This window comes from Noviherbaspirillum album (genome assembly GCF_035916955.1).
GTDB lineage: Bacteria > Pseudomonadota > Gammaproteobacteria > Burkholderiales > Burkholderiaceae_D > Noviherbaspirillum > Noviherbaspirillum album.
In genome coordinates this window covers 1-15,885 of the sequence record NZ_JAWIIV010000047.1, presented here as the reverse complement: position 1 = coordinate 15,885, position 15,885 = coordinate 1, and the positions used below count along the sequence as shown (strand labels likewise).

Genomic DNA, 15,885 nt, shown 5'->3' with positions numbered 1-15,885 from the left:
CAGGAGACATTGCATGACCCATACCAAACTCAATCGCCGGCATTTTCTGAAAGCATCCGTTGCCGCAGGCGCTACCATCGCCTTTCCAGCCTTCGCCCAGGGTACTTACCCGAACCGTCCGATACGCCTGATCTGCCCATGGCCGGCCGGCGGCTCCACCGACGTGGTGATGCGCGCCTTCGGCGACAGCCTCGGCAAAGCCCTGGGTGGAACCGTCATCATTGAAAACAAGCCAGGGGCCGGCGGCATCCTCGGCGCCGGCGAGCTGGCCAATGCCCAGCCGGACGGCTACACCCTGTCGCAGCTGCCGCTGGGCATCTTCCGCCTGCCGCACATGCAGAAGGTCTCGTTCGATCCGATGAAGGACCTGACCTACATCGCCTGCCTGACCGGCTACACCTTCGGCCTGGTGGTGCGCTCGGATTCGCCGATCAAGAACATCAAGGACTTCGTGGACTACGCCAAGGCCAATCCCGAAATGCTGAGCTACGGCTCCACCGGCACCGGCACCACGCCGCACCTTGTGGTCGAGCAGTTCGCCAAGCGCGCCGGCATCAAGCTGCTGCATGTGCCGTTCAAGGGCAATGCCGACGGCATGCAGGCCCTGCTCGGCGGCCATGTGATGGCCCATAGCGATGCCACCGGCTGGGCTTCCGCGGTCGAAGCCGGCCGCGCTCGCCTGCTGGTGACCTACGGCAGCAAGCGCACCAAGCGCTGGCCGAACGTGCCCAACCTGCTGGAGCTTGGATACCAGACTGTCTCCGACTCCCCGTTCGGCATCGGCGGACCGAAAGGCATGGATCCGGCACTGGTCAAGCGGTTGCAGGATGCCCTGAAGAAAACACTGGAAGATCCGCTGGTCACCGCCACGCTTGAAAAGTTCGACCAGCCGATCATCTACATGGATAGCGCCACCTATACCAAGTTTGCCCAGCAGACTTTCAAGGAAGAAAAGGAAATGATTGAAAGCATGGGCTTGGCGAAGAAAGCCTGAGACGTCTGCTTCCCAGATCTCGAAGTTCGACGATCTTGACTCTTTATCCGGCCGGCATTGCATTCATTGCAATGCCGGCCGTTGATTTTATGGCAGCTGCAATGCAAGCAAGAAGCTTGAGCAGGATCACCCATGTAACAGGAGGATTCAAAAATTGACTGTGTGCAACGCAGAGACTAGCCTTATGCAAGGTCATCGCTTTGCTTTCCCTGCGATCTCACTTATTTCAATTCCAGGTAGTCACCATGAAAATATCAAAAATAACCGCATCGCTGATTGCAGCCATGAGTCTTGCGCTTTCCGGATGCGTCGTCGTACCGGATGTGCCGTCGGCGCAAGTCGTCATTACCGGAGGCGGGGGCGGCGGCGGTTATCACTGCCCGCCGGGCCAGGCAAAGAAGGGGCGCTGCTGACGCGCAGTTCCCTGCCTTGACAGGGCAGGATGGCGCCGGCATTGGAGCCGATCGTGAAACACAAACAGAAAAGCCGACTGCAGCGCCTGCATGTCGGCTTTTTCATTGGATGGCCGGCATCGCCCGGATGCCGGCAGCGCCGGTGGCGCTTATTTGCTTACTCCACCGTCACCGATTTCGCCAGGTTGCGCGGCTTGTCGACATCGGTGCCGCGCGCCAGCGCGGTGTGATAGGCCAGCAGCTGCAGCGGCACCACGTGCAGGATGGGAGACAGGGCGCCGTAGTGCTCCGGCATGCGGATCACGTGCACGCCTTCGCTGGGCATGATGCGGGAATCGGCATCGGCGAACACATACAGTTCGCCGCCGCGGGCGCGCACTTCCTGCATGTTGGATTTCAGCTTCTCGATCAGCGCATCTTTCGGCGCCACCGTCACTACCGGCATTTCCTTGGTCACCAGCGCCAGCGGACCGTGCTTGAGTTCGCCGGCCGGATAGGCTTCCGCGTGGATATAGGAAATTTCCTTGAGCTTCAGCGCGCCTTCGAGTGCGATCGGATAGTGCAGGCCGCGTCCGAGGAACAGCGCGTTTTCCTTGCGCGCAAACTCTTCGGCCCAGGCGATGATCTGCGGTTCCAGCGCCAGCACGGCGGCAATCGATACCGGCAGGTGGCGCATCGCCTTCAGATGCGCGGCTTCCTGCTCGTCGTTCAGATGGCCGCGCACTTGCGCCAATGACAGCGTCAGCAGGAACAGGGCTGTCAGCTGGGTGGTGAATGCCTTGGTCGATGCGACGCCGACTTCGACGCCGGCACGGGTGATGTAGGACAGCATGCATTCGCGCACCATCGCGCTGGTGGCGACGTTGCAGATGGTCAGCGTGTTGACCATGTCCATGGAGCGCGCATGCTTGAGTGCGGCCAGCGTGTCGGCCGTTTCGCCGCTCTGGGAAATGGTCACCACCAGCGCATTTGGGTTCGGCACGCTGTCGCGGTAGCGGTATTCGCTGGCGATCTCGACGTTGACCGGGAGATGCGCAATCGATTCGATCCAGTATTTCGCGGTCAGGCCGGCGTAATAACTGGTGCCGCAGGCGAGGATCAGCACCGAGTCGATCTTCTTGAACACGCTGTAGGCCTTGTCGCCGAACAGTTCGGGCATGATCGCGGAAACGCCTTCCAGCGTATCGCCGATCGCGCGCGGCTGTTCGAAGATTTCCTTCTGCATGTAATGGCGGTAAGGCCCGAGTTCGGCCGCGCCGGTATGCGCATGCACGGTACGCACTTCGCGCTCCACCGGCTTGCCGGCGGCATCGACGATCCAGTAGCGCTGCAGCTGCAGATCGACCACGTCGCCTTCCTCCAGGTAGATGATCTGATCGGTGGTGCCGGCCAGGGCCATCGCATCGGAAGCGAGGAAGTTTTCGCCCTTGCCGACGCCGACGATCAGCGGCGAACCCTGGCGCGCGCCGATGACGCGATGCGGTTCGTCGCGGCTGAAGACCGCGATCGCATAGGCGCCCTGCAGCCGGCGCACCGCCTGCTGCACGGTTTCGAACAGGTCGCCGGTGTACATGTGGTCGACCAGGTGGGCGATGACTTCGGTGTCCGTCTGGCTTTCGAACACATAGCCGATCGCGGTCAGTTCGGCGCGCAGTTCGTCGTGGTTTTCGATGATGCCGTTGTGGACCAGTGCAATGCGCTCGCGTGAGAAATGCGGGTGTGCATTATGCGATGCGGGAGCGCCATGCGTCGCCCAGCGGGTATGCGCAATGCCGGTAAAGCCTTCCAGGCTGGCTTTTTCCACTTGCGATTCGAGGTCCGCCACACGCGATGTGCTGCGTGAACGCTGCAGCTTGCCATCCACGTGCAGTGCGACGCCGCAGGAATCGTAGCCGCGGTATTCCAGCCGTTTCAGGCCTTGTAAAAGAATCGGGGTGATATTGCGCTGCGCTACCGCGCCGACGATGCCGCACATGACTTGCTCCCTTTGCGATGATGGTGACGGTGTTATCGTAGAAGACTACGTATGAAATAAGCAGTCTAATTTATGATTATTATGAATTTTTATTTCAAAGATGTAGTGAGGTGAAATATAATTTCAAAACTTTCTGCTTAATTTAATATTTATATATGTCATTCCAGCTAGATGATCTGGACAGGCGCATCCTGAACGCGCTGCAAATGGATGCCGCACAGACAAACAATGAACTAGCAGCAAGTGTGCATGCTTCCCCGCCGACATGTTTGCGGCGAGTCAAGCGTTTGATTGAGGCAGGCGTGATCGAAAGGCAGGTCGCCATCCTGTCGCCGGAAAGCGTGGGCAAAACCCTGACGGCCATCGTCGAAATCACGCTCGACAAGCAGGGGGCGGAACATCTTGAAGAGTTCGAGGCCCTGGTGGCGGAGGAAGCCGAGATCCTTCAGTGCTACCGGGTATCGCAGGGCCCGGATTTCGTGCTGATCGTGCAGGTGGCCGACATGCCGGCCTATCATGCGCTGGCCCATCGGATCTTTGCCGGCCATGCGAATGTGAGGAATGTGCGCAGCTTCTTTTCAGTCTACAGAAGCAAGTTTGAAACGCGCATTGCGGTATAAGCCACCTTCCATGCAGGATGAAGAAAGGGCCGCCACCCGGACGGATGGCGGCCCCTGGTAAGGTCGCAAGGAAGGGGCGCGTCGCCTATTTCTTTACCTTGACCGGGCGCTGCCAGCCCTCGATCGTCAGTTGCTTCGGCCGCGACACGGTCAGCTTGCCTTCCGGCGCATCCTTGGTCAGCGTGGTGCCGGCACCCAGCGTGGCGCCCTTGCCCACGCGTACGGGAGCGACAAGCTGGGTATCGCTGCCGATGAAGGCGTCATCCTCGATGATGGTGCGGAACTTGTTGGCGCCGTCATAGTTGCAGGTGATGGTGCCGGCGCCGATATTGACGCGCGAACCCACCGTGGCGTCGCCCACATAGGCCAGGTGATTGGCCTTGCTGTGCGCCGCGATCTGGCTGTTCTTGACTTCGACGAAGTTGCCGATATGAACATCTTCGGCCAGTTCGGTGCCGGGACGCAGTCGCGCATACGGGCCGATCTGCGATTCGGCCCCCACCATCGCATCTTCGATGTGGCAGAAGGGCTTGATCTGCGCACCCTTGCCGATGCGGGCATTGCGGATCACGCTGTGCGCTCCGATGACCGCGCCTTCCCCTATCTCCACCTTGCCTTCGAATACGCAGTTGACGTCGATACTGACGTCGCGGCCGCAGCGCAATTCTCCGCGTACGTCGATGCGCGCCGGGTCCGCCAGCGTCACACCCTGCTCAAGCAATGCGTTGGCGATATTGCGCTGATGGATGCGCTCCAGTTCGGCAAGCTGGACCTTGCTGTTGACGCCCAGGGTTTCCCATACCGCCGAGGGCTGCGCCGCGACGACTTCCACATCATCGGCCACCGCGCGGGCGACGATGTCGGTCAGGTAGTATTCTTTTTGCGCATTGTTGTTCGACAGGGTGCCGAGCCAGGATTTCAGCTTGGCGGTCGGCACCACCATGATGCCGGTGTTGACTTCCGTAATTGCCCTCTGCTCTTCGGTTGCATCCTTCTGTTCCACGATGCCGACGATCTTGCCGTCTTTGCGCACGATACGGCCATAGCCGGTCGGGTCCTGCAGTTCGACAGTGAGTATCGCCAACTTATTGCCGCCGGCATTGTCCAACAGTTGCTGCAGCGATTCCCTGGTCGTCAGCGGAACGTCGCCGTAGAGCACCAGCGTGGGCGCATCGTCGCGCAGGTGCGGTACGGCCTGCATCACCGCATGGCCTGTTCCCAGCTGCGGTTCCTGCTTGGCGAAACTGAGGTCCGCCGCCTGCACCGTTTGCGGCACGACGTCGCCGCCGTGGCCATAGATGACGCAGATCGTGCCCGGCGACAGTGTGCGCGCGGTATCGATGACATGCGAGAGGAGAGGCTTGCCCGCGAGCGGATGCAACACCTTCGGCAACGCGGATTGCATGCGCTTTCCCATGCCGGCAGCGAGAATGACAACGTTCATAGAACACCAATGAAAAGAATGCAAAAGTTTATCATGCGGCCTTATCGTGCCTTCCTGCTCCGCTACGGCATTTTCCTGTGTGCCTGCCTGCTGGCGGGGTGCAGCGCGCTGCGGCTGGGCTATGCCAACGGCGACACCGTCGTCTACTGGTGGCTCAATTCATACATCGACATCAATGAGGAGCAGAAACCCTGGGTCAGGCAGGATATCGAGCGCCTGTTCGCATGGCACCGCAAGACGCAGCTCAACGATTATGCGCAAACCTTGGGACAGATTCAGCAGCGGCTGCAGCATCCGGTCAAGCCGGAGGATGTAACGCAGGAATATGCGGGTATCAGGAAACGCTCCATGGTCGTCATCGACAAGGCCTTGCCGGAGTTGACCCGCCTGGCGATGGATCTGCAACCGGAACAGATCGCGCACCTGGAAAAGAAGTTCGCCTCCAACAACGAGGCCTATCGTAAAGAGTACTTGCGGGGTAATCTTGAGGACCGTCAACTTTTCCGTTTCAAGAAAGTGCTGAAGCAGGCCGAGTACTGGTTCGGGAATTTCAGCAGCGAGCAGGAAGCGCAGATCCGCAAGGCGTCCGATGCGCGCCCGCTGGACAATGAGATATGGGCGGAGGAGCGGCGCCGGCGCCAGCAGGAACTGCTGGTCATCCTGCGCAAGATCCAGTCCGAGAAGCCGGCCCGGGAAGCGGTATCGGCGATGCTGCGACAGTATATCGAGCGGAGTTTCGAAAACTTCACCTATGCCGAGCACAAGAACTTTTTCGATGACACGCGCGCCGGTTCGGCGGACATGGTGGCGGTGATTGCCAATGTGGCTACCCAGGAGCAGCGCGAGCATGCGCGCGAGCGGCTGCAGAAATGGATAGACGATTGCCGCTCGCTGGCGGCGAAATAAGAGCGGGTAGTGAAGTAAGAGCGGATAGTGGCTGGACCGCGGCCGCCGCTGCCCGGGCAGCGGCGGAGATGCTGATCAGTCGTCCAGTCCGGAAAACTTCACCACGTTGACGCCGGTGGAGCAGGGCTCCTCGTCAAAAGCGATATCGCCGTTCGGCACCGACTCTCCGGTGGCCTGCAGCTCGGCGAAACCGAACAGGCCGCGATCCATCAGATGCGACGGCACCACCGTCGACAAGGCGGAAAAGATATTTTCCACGCGTCCCGGGTGCTTCTTCTCCCATTCGCGAAGCATCGCCTTGATCTGCTTGCGCTGCAGGTTTTCCTGGCTGCCGCACAGGTCGCAGGGAATGATCGGGAACTGCTTGACCTCGGCATAACGCTCCATGTCGGCCTCCTTCACATACGCCAGCGGCCGGATCACGATGTGCTTGCCGTCGTCCGACTGCAGCTTGGGCGGCATGCCCTTGATCTTCGCGCCGAAGAACATGTTGAGGAAAAAGGTTTCCAGGATGTCGTCGCGATGGTGGCCAAGCGCAATCTTGGTGGCGCCCAGTTCATCGGCAACCCGGTACAGGATGCCGCGCCGCAGGCGGGAGCAGAGCGAGCAGGTGGTCTTCCCTTCCGGGATGATACGCTTGACGATGCTGTAGGTATCCTGGTTCTCGATATGGAAGGGCACGCCCAGCTTCGTCAGGTATTCCGGCAGCACATGCGCCGGGAAGTTCGGCTGCTTCTGGTCTAGGTTGACGGCGACGATATCGAAATGGATGGGCGCCCGCTCGCGCAGCGTCAGAAGGATGTCGAGCAGACCATAGCTGTCCTTCCCGCCCGACAGGCACACCATTACCTTGTCGCCTTCCTCGATCATGTTGAAGTCGCCGATCGCCTGGCCTACCTGCCTGCACAATCGCTTGTGCAGCTTGTTGTTTTCATAGGCGATCTTTTCCGCTTTCTTCGCGCCGATCACGGCATCGTCGTGCAAGACGTCGTTCATGTTCCGCTCCATCCTTATGGCTTGATGTGGATGACTTCCACGCCGACGCTGTCGCAGTCCGGATAGACATCCGGCTTTTCGGTCGATACCCGTACCGCGCGCACCTTGGGATGGGCCAGCATGGCGCGGGCGACATCGTCGCACAGGGTTTCCTGCAGGTGGATATGACCTTGCGCCATGCGCTTGGCGATCGTGTCGCGCATGAAGTCGTAGTCGACCACTTCGTTCAGGTGGTCGCCGGTGGGCGTGGATTCGGCCAGCGGAATGAACAGATCGACATTGACCAGCACCCGCTGCTCGCCTTTCTTTTCAAATTCATGGACGCCAATGTTGATCATGACTTCGTAATTGCGAAGGAACAGGCGGCGGCAGTCGGCAAGGCTGGGATGCGAAAGAGTGGAAAGCATAGGTATGAACGGTTATTTGGCGATGAACATCACATCGCGCTGTAGGGGAATCAAATGCTGGCCGCCGTCGACCAGCAGCGTGGTGCCGGTGATCGCCGGCGACTCGGCAACAAAACAAACGGTGGAGGCAATATCCTCCGGCGTGCTGGAACGGCCGAGCGGCGTGACTTTGTGGGCCTTGGCGAAGCCGTCTTCCGACTGCTCGCCCGAGACCAGGGTAATGCCCGGCGCCACGCCGACCACGCGCAGCTTCGGCGCCAGCGCCTGGGCCAGCATCACGGTAGCCGTCTGCAGCGAGGCTTTTGACAGCGTGTAGGACAGGAAATCGGGATTCAGGTTGAACAGCTTCTGGTCGAGGATATTGATGACGACCGCCTGACCGCTGTCTCCGTCGTCCGGGGTCATCGCATGCAATGCCTGCGCCAGCAGGATGGGCGCGGCAACATTGGCATGCATGTGCCTGTCCAGCATGGCCTGGGAAAACGCCGCCGCATCGTCGAAAGCGAACAGCGAGGCATTATTCACCACGCACGACACCGTTCCCAGGCGCGCTGCCGCCTGCGGCAGCAGTTTCCTCACCGCCTGCTCGTCGGACAGGTCGCACTGCAGCGCGGCGGCACGCCGGCCCAGCGTCTCGATGTCGCGCACGGTCGCTTCGGCGTCCCGTGCGGAACTGCCGTAATGCACGGCGATATCCCAGCCGCGCCGGGCCATCTCCAGCGCGATTTCCCGGCCGATGCGTCTGGCCGCGCCGGTCACCAAAGCGACCTTGTCGTTTCCTGTTGTCATCGTCATGTCTGCTGTCGAATATCCAAGTTGGGCATGGCCCGGCCCTTGTTCTTAGCCGAGAAGTTCAGCCGGGAGGCGCAGGCGCGGATTAATTTCCGCGCGCCTTGCCGATTTCAATACAATACGGAGCATGCAACTGCAACTCCCTGAACCTTCTCCGGACGCCTTGGCCGCGTCGCACTCGCTGCACCAGCTGATTGCCGACGACATCGACCGCAATTCCGGCTGGATTTCCTTCGCCCGCTACATGGAACTGGCGCTGTATGCGCCCGGACTCGGCTATTACAGCGGCGGCGCGGCAAAACTGGGCAAAGACGGTGATTTTACAACCGCACCCGAAATCACGCCGCTTTTTGGCGCCGCGCTGGCGCAGGTTGCCGCCGGCCTGATGGCGCAGACGCAGCCCCGGATCCTCGAATTCGGTGCCGGCACCGGCAAGCTGGCCTTCGATCTGTTGACTGAAATGCAGGCAACCGGTGTTGCCGTCGAGCGCTATGCAATTGTCGAATTGTCCGGCGAGCTGCGAGCGAGGCAGCAGGAGACACTGCGCGCTTTCCCTCAGGTGGTCTGGCTGGAGCAGCTGCCCGAATGCTTTTCCGGCGTCGTTCTCGGCAACGAGGTGCTGGATGCAATGCCGGTCAACCTGCTGGTCAAGACCTCCGGCGGCTGGCTGGAGCGCGGCGTCGCCCTCGAGGCAGGCAAGCGCTTCGTCTTCCAGGACCGTCCCTGCGACGCGGATCCGGCGCGCCAGATACCGGATGCGGAGGCATTGCCGGAAGGGTATGTCACCGAAGTGCATCCGCAGGCCATCGGTTTCATGCATTCCCTCGGCGCCATGCTCTCCAATGGCAGGAATGCGGGCGGCGCGGCGATCCTGATCGATTATGGTTTCCCGGCGCACGAGTATTACCATCCGCAGCGCAGCCAGGGCACGCTGATGTGCCATTACCGGCATCACGCGCATCCCGATCCCTTTTACCTGCCCGGGCTGCAGGACATCACCGCGCACGTGGATTTCACCGCGATGGCGCAGGCAGCCGTCGACAGCGGTCTGGAAATGATGTCCTATACCGGCCAGGCCGCCTTCCTGCTCGACGCCGGAATCGGCGAACTGCTCCTGCGTACGTCGCCCGACGACCCGCGACGCTACCTGCCGCAGGCCAATGCCCTGCAAAAGCTGGTGTCTCCCGCCGAAATGGGTGAACTGTTCAAGGTAATGGTGGTCGGCAAGGGAGCGGCCCTGCCCGACAAGTTCGCCCGCCACGACCGCAGTCATCGGCTATAAAGGAAAGGCAAAGCACGCAATGCACAATGTCGCCAACTGTATTCGCCCGCGAGGCAGCCGATGATTCGATGGCTCCTGACGATCTTCATCGGCCTCATCGTCTTTTCGGCAGCGCTGCCGTGGCTCGAAAAGCTGGGCATCGGCCGCCTGCCCGGCGATATCCGGTTCACGTTGTTCGGACGAAAGATCCTGCTGCCGTTCGCGTCGACCATCCTGATGTCGCTCTGCGTCATGGCCGTGGCGCACCTGATTTGACGAGGGCTCGCTCATGATTCGCTGGGTCGCCGCGATTTTCATCGCCCTGCTTGTCTTCTATCCCCTGCTGCCTTTCCTCGACCGGCTGTGGGTTGGCCGGCTGCCGGCGGATATCCGCTTCCGCCTGCGCGGGGTGGTGCTGTGCCTGCCTTTCGGTTCGACGGTGGTCTGGTCCTTCATCGCTTTCCTCATCGCCGAGATCGTCAGCTACACCTGCATTTTCTGCTGATGCCCGCGTAATCCCCGCTGCCGCAAGCCGCCGCGCATGGCCCCGTGCGGGTAAAGCCATGCTCGGCTTCATGCCTTTACCCGAACTTATCCGCACTTATCCGCACGTAAGCGGCCGGATTGTCAAACCCATATACTGTCCGGCTGTCATTCCCTTCCTGCACCTCAATGCAACCCACTCTGGAACAACTGCGCCAGCGCCATGGACAGCGCTACAAATGGCTGGTCCTGATGACCGTGATGATCGGCACCATGGCGTCCATCCTGTCGTCGACCATCGTCAATGTGGCCGTGCCTGATCTGAGCCGGCATTTCACGCTGGGGCAGGAGCGCGCGCAGTGGGTGTCGGCGGGATTCATGCTGGCAATGACGCTGTCGATGCTGACCACGCCCTGGCTGTTGCTGCGCTTCGGCCTGCGCCGCACCTACAGCGGCGCCATCCTGCTGCTGCTGGCCGGCGGCATTGTCGGCGGCTTCAGTCTCAATTATCCGATGCTGCTGTCGATGCGGGTGGTGGAAGGACTGGCCGCCGGCGTGCTTCAGCCCATTCCCTCGATCGTGGTGCTGCGCGCCTTCGAACCGCATGAACAGGGCAAGGCCATGGGCGTCTTCGGCTTCGGCGTGGTGCTGGCGCCGGCGCTCGGGCCGAGCGTGGGCGGCTTCCTGGTCGAGCATTTCGGCTGGCGCTCCATCTTTTTCGTCGTCGTGCCGTTCTGCCTGCTGGTGCTGTTCCTGGTGCAGCGCCTGCTGGCGGTGAATTCTCCGATGATGGGCGAACGCCGTCCTCTGGATTGGAAAGGCCTGCTGCTTGCGAGCGTGGGCATCATGAGCCTGCTTAATGGACTGGTCCACCTGCATGACAGCCTGGTCCAGGCTGCGGTCATGCTGTCAATCGGCATCGGCGTCGTGGCGGGGTTCATCTACTACCAGGTTCACACCTCGAACGGCCTGATCAACATGGGCCTGTTCCGCCATCGCCAGTTTGCCATGGGTGCGCTGGTGGCCTTCATTTACGGCGCGGGCCTGTTCGGCTCGACTTATCTGCTGCCGGTCTACATGCAGATGGCCCTGCACTATGCACCTTCACAGGCAGGACTGGTACTGCTGCCGGCCGGCCTCGTGCTGGCTGTCACCATCATCCTGGCCGGCAAGCTGGCCGATCGTTTTCCCGCTCACGTACTGGTGTCGGCCGGTCTATTCCTGCTCGCGCTTTCCTTTGTCCTGATGGGCAGCGGTTCCAAGGCATCCGGCTATTTCGCTCTGATTCTGTGGGCGATCGTCGGCCGCATCGGACTGGGTTTCGTTCTGCCCGCACTGAGCCTGGGCGCCATGCGGGGAATCGAATCGGCCATGATTGCCCAGGGCGCCAGCACCATCAACTTCCTGCGTCAGCTGGGGGGAGCGATCGGCGTGAGCATGGTGGGTATCGTGCTTCAATGGCGGCTCCTGGTGCACGAGACCGCATCGCCAGGCCGGGAAAACGCACAAATCCCCGCATTCCATGAAACCTTCCTGCTGGTGGCGTTCCTTTGCGCCGCAGCGGTGCTTGCGGCATGGCGCATGCGCCCGGCGAATTCCAACGCAGCGCCGGAAAGCTGATTTTTCAGGCAATTGGTGCTCAGTTCATTCCCTGTTTTCGGCTTGCTTTTCCTGACGACAATGGTATTTTGGCGAACTGGCGCTGCAAAAGCGCTTCGCCGCCGGCATGCGTTTGCCCGGCCTTCATCCCAGAACAGCTTGCGATGCATGGAAGTCCCAGAGAATGACCTCGCTTCGAAGTTTGACCGCATTGATCATCGAGCCGCAGTCCGGCATGCGCGCGAGCATGCACAACATGCTGAATTTGTGCGGCGTGACGAAAATCGACCATGCCGTCAGTTCGGGCACGGCGATCCGGCCGCTCAAGAGTCGTTCCTACGATCTCATCCTCTGCGAATACGATCTCGGCGATGGCCAGGACGGCCAGCAGCTGCTGGAAGACCTGCGGCACAACAAGCTGATTCCGCTGTGGACCGTGTTCATCATCGTGACCGCCGAACGCGCCTATGAAAAGGTCGTGAGCGCGGCAGAACTGGCGCCTACCGATTACATTCTCAAGCCTTTCACCGCGGACACCCTGCTTGAACGGATTGCCCGCGCCATCGAAAAGCGCGCTGCATTCCTGCCCGCATATCACCTGATGGAGCATGGCAACCTGCATGAAGCCATCGAGATCTGCCTGATCGGGGAGGAGAAATACCGCCGCTATTCGATCGACTTCATGCGCCTGCGCGCCGAACTGCATGTCATCCTCGGCGAAGCCGAAGCGGCGGAAAAGATCTACCAGAATCTGCTGCAGACCAAGGCTGTCGCCTGGGCCCGCCTCGGCCTTGCCAAGACCTTGTTCATGCAGGATAAGTTTGGCGAGGCCGAAATGCTGCTGAAGTCGCTGGTGGAGGAAAACAGCAAGTACATGGACGCCTACGACTGGCTGGCCAAGACGCACGAAGCCTCCGACCGGCTGGATGAGGCGAAGGAAGTGCTGACCGATGCGGTCACCGTTTCCCCGCATGCGATCCGTCGCCTGCGCAAGCTGGGAGAGGTGGCGCTGGAGACCGGCGATATCGATACTGCAGAAAAATCATTCCAGAAAGTCATCGCCAAGGCCAAGTATTCGGAATTCCGCGACCCGGAGGACCATGTCCGCCTGGTCCGGACGCTGGTGAAGAAGGGCGATACCCAGACTGCGGCCTCTGTGATCCGGGACATGGAAAAGTCCCTGAGCAACCTCGACAAGACACCCGCCTGCAAGGCGTTTTCGGCAGCCCTGGTTCACATCGAGGTCGGCAATGCCGACCAGGCGTCCGAGGCATTGACTGCGGCAGTGGCCGCATGCCGCGATACCCATGGCATTTCCAACGACCTGAAAATGGAACTGGCGAGAAATTGCCTGGAACGCAACATGGACAGCGGCGCCTCGGAAGTCATGCGCGATGTCATGAGCAATGCGGCAGATGAAACGGCCTTTGCCAAGGCCATGAAAGTATTCGAGCAGGCCGGCAAGATGCAGCTGGCCGAGACCGTGGCCAAGGAAAGCCGGCGCCAAGTGGTGGAGCTGGTGTCTTCGGGGGCGGAAAAAGCGAAGCAGGGTGATTTCGAGGGCGCGGTGGAATTGATGACTGCGGCCGTACGCAAACTGCCCGAAAATCCTCAGGTCGTCTTCAACGCCGCGGTCGCCGTTCTCAAGTACCTGGAAAACCTGGGCTGGGACAACAGGCTGGGCGACCAGGCGCGCGGGTATATCGAATCGGCCCGCCGCCTCGATCCGAGCAACCCCCGGTTGGTGCCGCTCAAGGAGCTCTATCAATCCATCATGAGGAAATACGGTATCCGTCCGATCGGCATGGACTGAACGCGCGCCGCTGCGAATCTGATATCTATCGCAGGAAGTCGTTCAGCAGGTGGGGAGGACGGGCAATGATGGCCTTGTCGCGGTAAGCCACGATGGGACGCTGCAACAGCTTGGGACAGCCTGCGAGCGCATGGAGCAGTGCATCGTCGTCAGCCTGCGCCAACTCCATGGACGCGTACTCGTCCTCGTTCTGGCGCATCATCGTTTCCGCTGGAATGCCGAGCTGTTCGCGCAGTGCGGCGAGCTGGCTTCTTGTCAGTGGAGCTTCCAGATACTTGACGATCTCCAGCGGCATATCATGCTGCCGGCAGAAGTTCTCAACGAGAGTTAGCGCCTCGCGAGATTTCGAGCACTGCGGATTATGAAAGATCTTGATCATTTTTCAACTTAAGTCCATGGTTCGGGCGCGTTTTCATTTTATCCAATCGTTCGGCAACGAAATTGAACTGGATAAACTGATTCATGTCAGAAACGTTTTTCCGCAAAATGCTTCCGGTTGGCTTATCCGGTAGCAAAGCAAAGCTATTCGTTCAAAACTCAACTATGTCAGAAGAAATCAAGCAGGGACTGGATGTCAACGGCAACCGAACAGCCGAACCGGCGGTATCCCCCGCGACCGGCAGAAGCGATTCCCACTCCTTCGAAACCCAGCGAACCGAACCGCCATGGACACAAGCCCAGCGCCTGATCGGTGCTCGCTTTCGCTCGATTTCGGACCGCTTTTTCCGCCGAATCACTCACCGCACTTTAAAGATCGGCATATCCGCTCGCATCTTTCATCCCGAAGCCGGTGCCAAGGGCTTGAAAAGCAAGAACTTGCAATACCTGGAAGAATCGATCGCGCATTGGGTCATGTCGCGCGATGTCCTCGTTTTCATGATCCCGACAGTGAATGCCGCAGGAATCCTTCACCCCAGCAATATCCGGTTGCGGGACTATGCCAAGCATCTCGATGGACTAGTGCTGCAAGGCGGTGCGGATGTCTCGCCCCAGACCTATGCCGAAGTCGCAACCCGGCCGGAATGGAGCGGAGACCGCGCGCGGGACATGTATGAACTCGAACTCCTTCATGAATTCGTCGAAGCAGGAAAGCCGGTGCTCGGAATCTGCCGCGGATGTCAATTGATCAACGTTGCGTTCGGCGGCACACTGTACCAGGACATCGCCTCCGACGTTCCGGCTGCCATCGAGCATGTAAATGATCTTTACGACAGTCACTACCATATGATCCATTTCCCCGAGGGTTCGGCACTAGGCAAGCTGTACTCATCGCGGCCGGAAGCTCTGGTGAACTCGATTCATCATCAGGCGGTGAAAGACCTCGGGAGGGACCTCGTGGTCGAGGCTGTATCCGGCAAGGACAATATCGTCGAAGCGATCCGGTATCGGCGGGCACGCTTTGTCATGGGCTTGCAATGGCACCCGGAATTCCATCGCGGCGGGAGTTCAGAACTTCTGGATTGCACACCGATTCTCGACGACTTTCTAAATGCGGCGCGCGAGACCGGATTCTAGGACCGAAAACGGGACGAACCCTTGCCGGCCACTTGAGCCGACAGACCAGGCACGCCACAGATTCCCCGGAAAAGCCAAAAACTTACTCACAAAACAGATTTTGGAGTTGACGGAGGAAAGCTATTAGCCTATAGTTTGGGGTTCCCCGATGGAGGGGTGGCCGAGTGGTTAATGGCAGCAGACTGTAAATCTGCCCTCTTACGAGTACGCTGGTTCGAATCCAGCCCCCTCCACCAGTGGTTCCGCGGGAACGTAGTAGAAATGCGGCTGAAGTTGACGGTCCTTGCGGGTGTAGCTCAATGGTAGAGCTGAAGCCTTCCAAGCTTATGACGAGGGTTCGATTCCCTTCACCCGCTCCAGTTTTTAAGTTGGACGTATGCCAATACGGACAATAAAGATCTTTGGGAAACAGCGCTTTGCGAATTCTCGAACGATCCTGAAAGCCCTTGTAGCTCAGTGGTAGAGCACTCCCTTGGTAAGGGAGAGGCCACGTGTTCAATCCACGTCAAGGGCACCAGTTTTCTGGTTTTATCCAATGCAAGACAGTCAGGCACGTGCCTAGACATTCTCATCAAATCGTTAGGAGTCTAAAATGGCAAAAGGCAAGTTTGAGCGGACCAAACCGCACGTGAATGTGGGCACGATTGGTCACGTTGACCATGGCAAG

16 protein-coding genes, 3 tRNA genes and 1 pseudogene are annotated in these 15,885 nt (G+C 59.8%); 14 read left to right on the top strand and 6 right to left on the bottom strand.

Annotated features, from left to right (window positions below; all coding sequences use genetic code 11):
* Nucleotides 1–13: 13 nt before the first annotated feature.
* Both RY831_RS29285 and RY831_RS29280 read left to right on the top strand, forming a co-directional pair.
* On the top strand, nucleotides 14–994 hold the full coding sequence (locus RY831_RS29285; RefSeq protein ID WP_326509869.1) for a Bug family tripartite tricarboxylate transporter substrate binding protein: 981 nt from the start codon (nucleotides 14–16) through the stop codon (nucleotides 992–994).
* Between the two features lie 245 nt (nucleotides 995–1,239).
* Nucleotides 1,240–1,407, top strand: coding sequence for a hypothetical protein (locus RY831_RS29280; RefSeq protein ID WP_326509868.1), 168 nt, complete (start codon nucleotides 1,240–1,242; stop codon nucleotides 1,405–1,407).
* Nucleotides 1,408–1,564: 157 nt separating this feature from the next.
* On the opposite strand, the gene glmS is transcribed toward RY831_RS29280, so the two are convergent.
* Nucleotides 1,565–3,382: a glutamine--fructose-6-phosphate transaminase (isomerizing) gene (gene glmS / locus RY831_RS29275; RefSeq protein WP_326509867.1), complete on the bottom strand. Its 1,818-nt coding sequence runs from the start codon at nucleotides 3,380–3,382 to the stop codon at nucleotides 1,565–1,567.
* Nucleotides 3,383–3,537: 155 nt separating this feature from the next.
* Here glmS and RY831_RS29270 point away from each other — a divergent pair, with 155 nt between their 5' ends.
* On the top strand, nucleotides 3,538–4,002 hold the full coding sequence (locus tag RY831_RS29270) for an Lrp/AsnC family transcriptional regulator (RefSeq protein WP_326509866.1): 465 nt from the start codon (nucleotides 3,538–3,540) through the stop codon (nucleotides 4,000–4,002).
* Between the two features lie 85 nt (nucleotides 4,003–4,087).
* Here RY831_RS29270 and glmU read toward each other — a convergent pair whose 3' ends face one another.
* Nucleotides 4,088–5,446 (bottom strand): bifunctional UDP-N-acetylglucosamine diphosphorylase/glucosamine-1-phosphate N-acetyltransferase GlmU, encoded by a 1,359-nt coding sequence (gene glmU, locus RY831_RS29265; RefSeq protein ID WP_326509865.1) that lies wholly within the window; start codon nucleotides 5,444–5,446, stop codon nucleotides 4,088–4,090.
* A gap of 18 nt (nucleotides 5,447–5,464) precedes the next feature.
* Here glmU and RY831_RS29260 point away from each other — a divergent pair, with 18 nt between their 5' ends.
* Entirely contained in the window at nucleotides 5,465–6,352 is an 888-nt protein-coding gene (locus RY831_RS29260) for a DUF6279 family lipoprotein (RefSeq protein WP_326509864.1), read from the top strand.
* A gap of 75 nt (nucleotides 6,353–6,427) precedes the next feature.
* Here the strand turns inward: RY831_RS29260 and ttcA are convergent, their stop codons facing one another.
* The 3 genes from ttcA to RY831_RS29245 are packed head-to-tail and all read right to left on the bottom strand — an operon-like array spanning nucleotide 6,428 to nucleotide 8,544.
* The gene (gene ttcA / locus RY831_RS29255; protein ID WP_326509863.1) at nucleotides 6,428–7,348 is read right to left on the bottom strand and encodes a tRNA 2-thiocytidine(32) synthetase TtcA; all 921 of its coding nucleotides are present in this window, start codon (nucleotides 7,346–7,348) and stop codon (nucleotides 6,428–6,430) included.
* Nucleotides 7,349–7,362: 14 nt separating this feature from the next.
* Nucleotides 7,363–7,755 carry a dihydroneopterin aldolase gene (locus RY831_RS29250; protein WP_326509862.1) on the bottom strand — a complete coding sequence of 131 codons (393 nt, stop codon included), beginning with the start codon at nucleotides 7,753–7,755 and terminating at the stop codon, nucleotides 7,363–7,365.
* A 12-nt stretch (nucleotides 7,756–7,767) separates the two neighbouring features.
* Nucleotides 7,768–8,544, bottom strand: a complete 777-nt coding sequence (locus RY831_RS29245; RefSeq protein WP_326509861.1) for an SDR family oxidoreductase — start codon at nucleotides 8,542–8,544, stop codon at nucleotides 7,768–7,770.
* Between the two features lie 130 nt (nucleotides 8,545–8,674).
* Here RY831_RS29245 and RY831_RS29240 point away from each other — a divergent pair, with 130 nt between their 5' ends.
* The 5 genes from RY831_RS29240 to RY831_RS29220 all read left to right on the top strand — a co-directional run bounded on the left by RY831_RS29240 (nucleotide 8,675) and on the right by RY831_RS29220 (nucleotide 13,703).
* Entirely contained in the window at nucleotides 8,675–9,829 is a 1,155-nt protein-coding gene (locus tag RY831_RS29240) for a class I SAM-dependent methyltransferase (RefSeq protein ID WP_326509860.1), read from the top strand.
* 60 nt (nucleotides 9,830–9,889) lie between these two features.
* Nucleotides 9,890–10,084 carry a DUF2905 domain-containing protein gene (locus RY831_RS29235; protein WP_326509859.1) on the top strand — a complete coding sequence of 65 codons (195 nt, stop codon included), beginning with the start codon at nucleotides 9,890–9,892 and terminating at the stop codon, nucleotides 10,082–10,084.
* A 13-nt stretch (nucleotides 10,085–10,097) separates the two neighbouring features.
* A complete protein-coding gene (locus tag RY831_RS29230) occupies nucleotides 10,098–10,313 on the top strand; it encodes a DUF2905 domain-containing protein (protein WP_326509858.1) in 216 nt (71 codons plus the stop codon).
* Nucleotides 10,314–10,480: 167 nt separating this feature from the next.
* Nucleotides 10,481–11,911 (top strand): DHA2 family efflux MFS transporter permease subunit, encoded by a 1,431-nt coding sequence (locus RY831_RS29225; protein ID WP_326509857.1) that lies wholly within the window; start codon nucleotides 10,481–10,483, stop codon nucleotides 11,909–11,911.
* Nucleotides 11,912–12,074: 163 nt separating this feature from the next.
* On the top strand, nucleotides 12,075–13,703 hold the full coding sequence (locus RY831_RS29220) for a response regulator (RefSeq protein ID WP_326509856.1): 1,629 nt from the start codon (nucleotides 12,075–12,077) through the stop codon (nucleotides 13,701–13,703).
* A 25-nt stretch (nucleotides 13,704–13,728) separates the two neighbouring features.
* On the opposite strand, the gene arsC is transcribed toward RY831_RS29220, so the two are convergent.
* Nucleotides 13,729–14,082, bottom strand: a complete 354-nt coding sequence (gene arsC / locus RY831_RS29215) for an arsenate reductase (glutaredoxin) (RefSeq protein ID WP_326509855.1) — start codon at nucleotides 14,080–14,082, stop codon at nucleotides 13,729–13,731.
* A 164-nt stretch (nucleotides 14,083–14,246) separates the two neighbouring features.
* Between arsC and RY831_RS29210 the strand changes: the two genes are divergently transcribed.
* From RY831_RS29210 to RY831_RS29190, 5 genes and pseudogenes are all read left to right on the top strand, one after another.
* Nucleotides 14,247–15,218: a gamma-glutamyl-gamma-aminobutyrate hydrolase family protein gene (locus RY831_RS29210; RefSeq protein ID WP_326509854.1), complete on the top strand. Its 972-nt coding sequence runs from the start codon at nucleotides 14,247–14,249 to the stop codon at nucleotides 15,216–15,218.
* A gap of 150 nt (nucleotides 15,219–15,368) precedes the next feature.
* Nucleotides 15,369–15,454, top strand: a tRNA-Tyr gene (locus RY831_RS29205).
* Between the two features lie 49 nt (nucleotides 15,455–15,503).
* Nucleotides 15,504–15,577 (top strand) — tRNA-Gly (locus RY831_RS29200).
* A gap of 83 nt (nucleotides 15,578–15,660) precedes the next feature.
* A tRNA-Thr gene (locus RY831_RS29195) sits at nucleotides 15,661–15,735 on the top strand.
* A gap of 75 nt (nucleotides 15,736–15,810) precedes the next feature.
* Nucleotides 15,811–15,885: pseudogene (locus RY831_RS29190) on the top strand (GTP-binding protein); the annotation flags it as partial.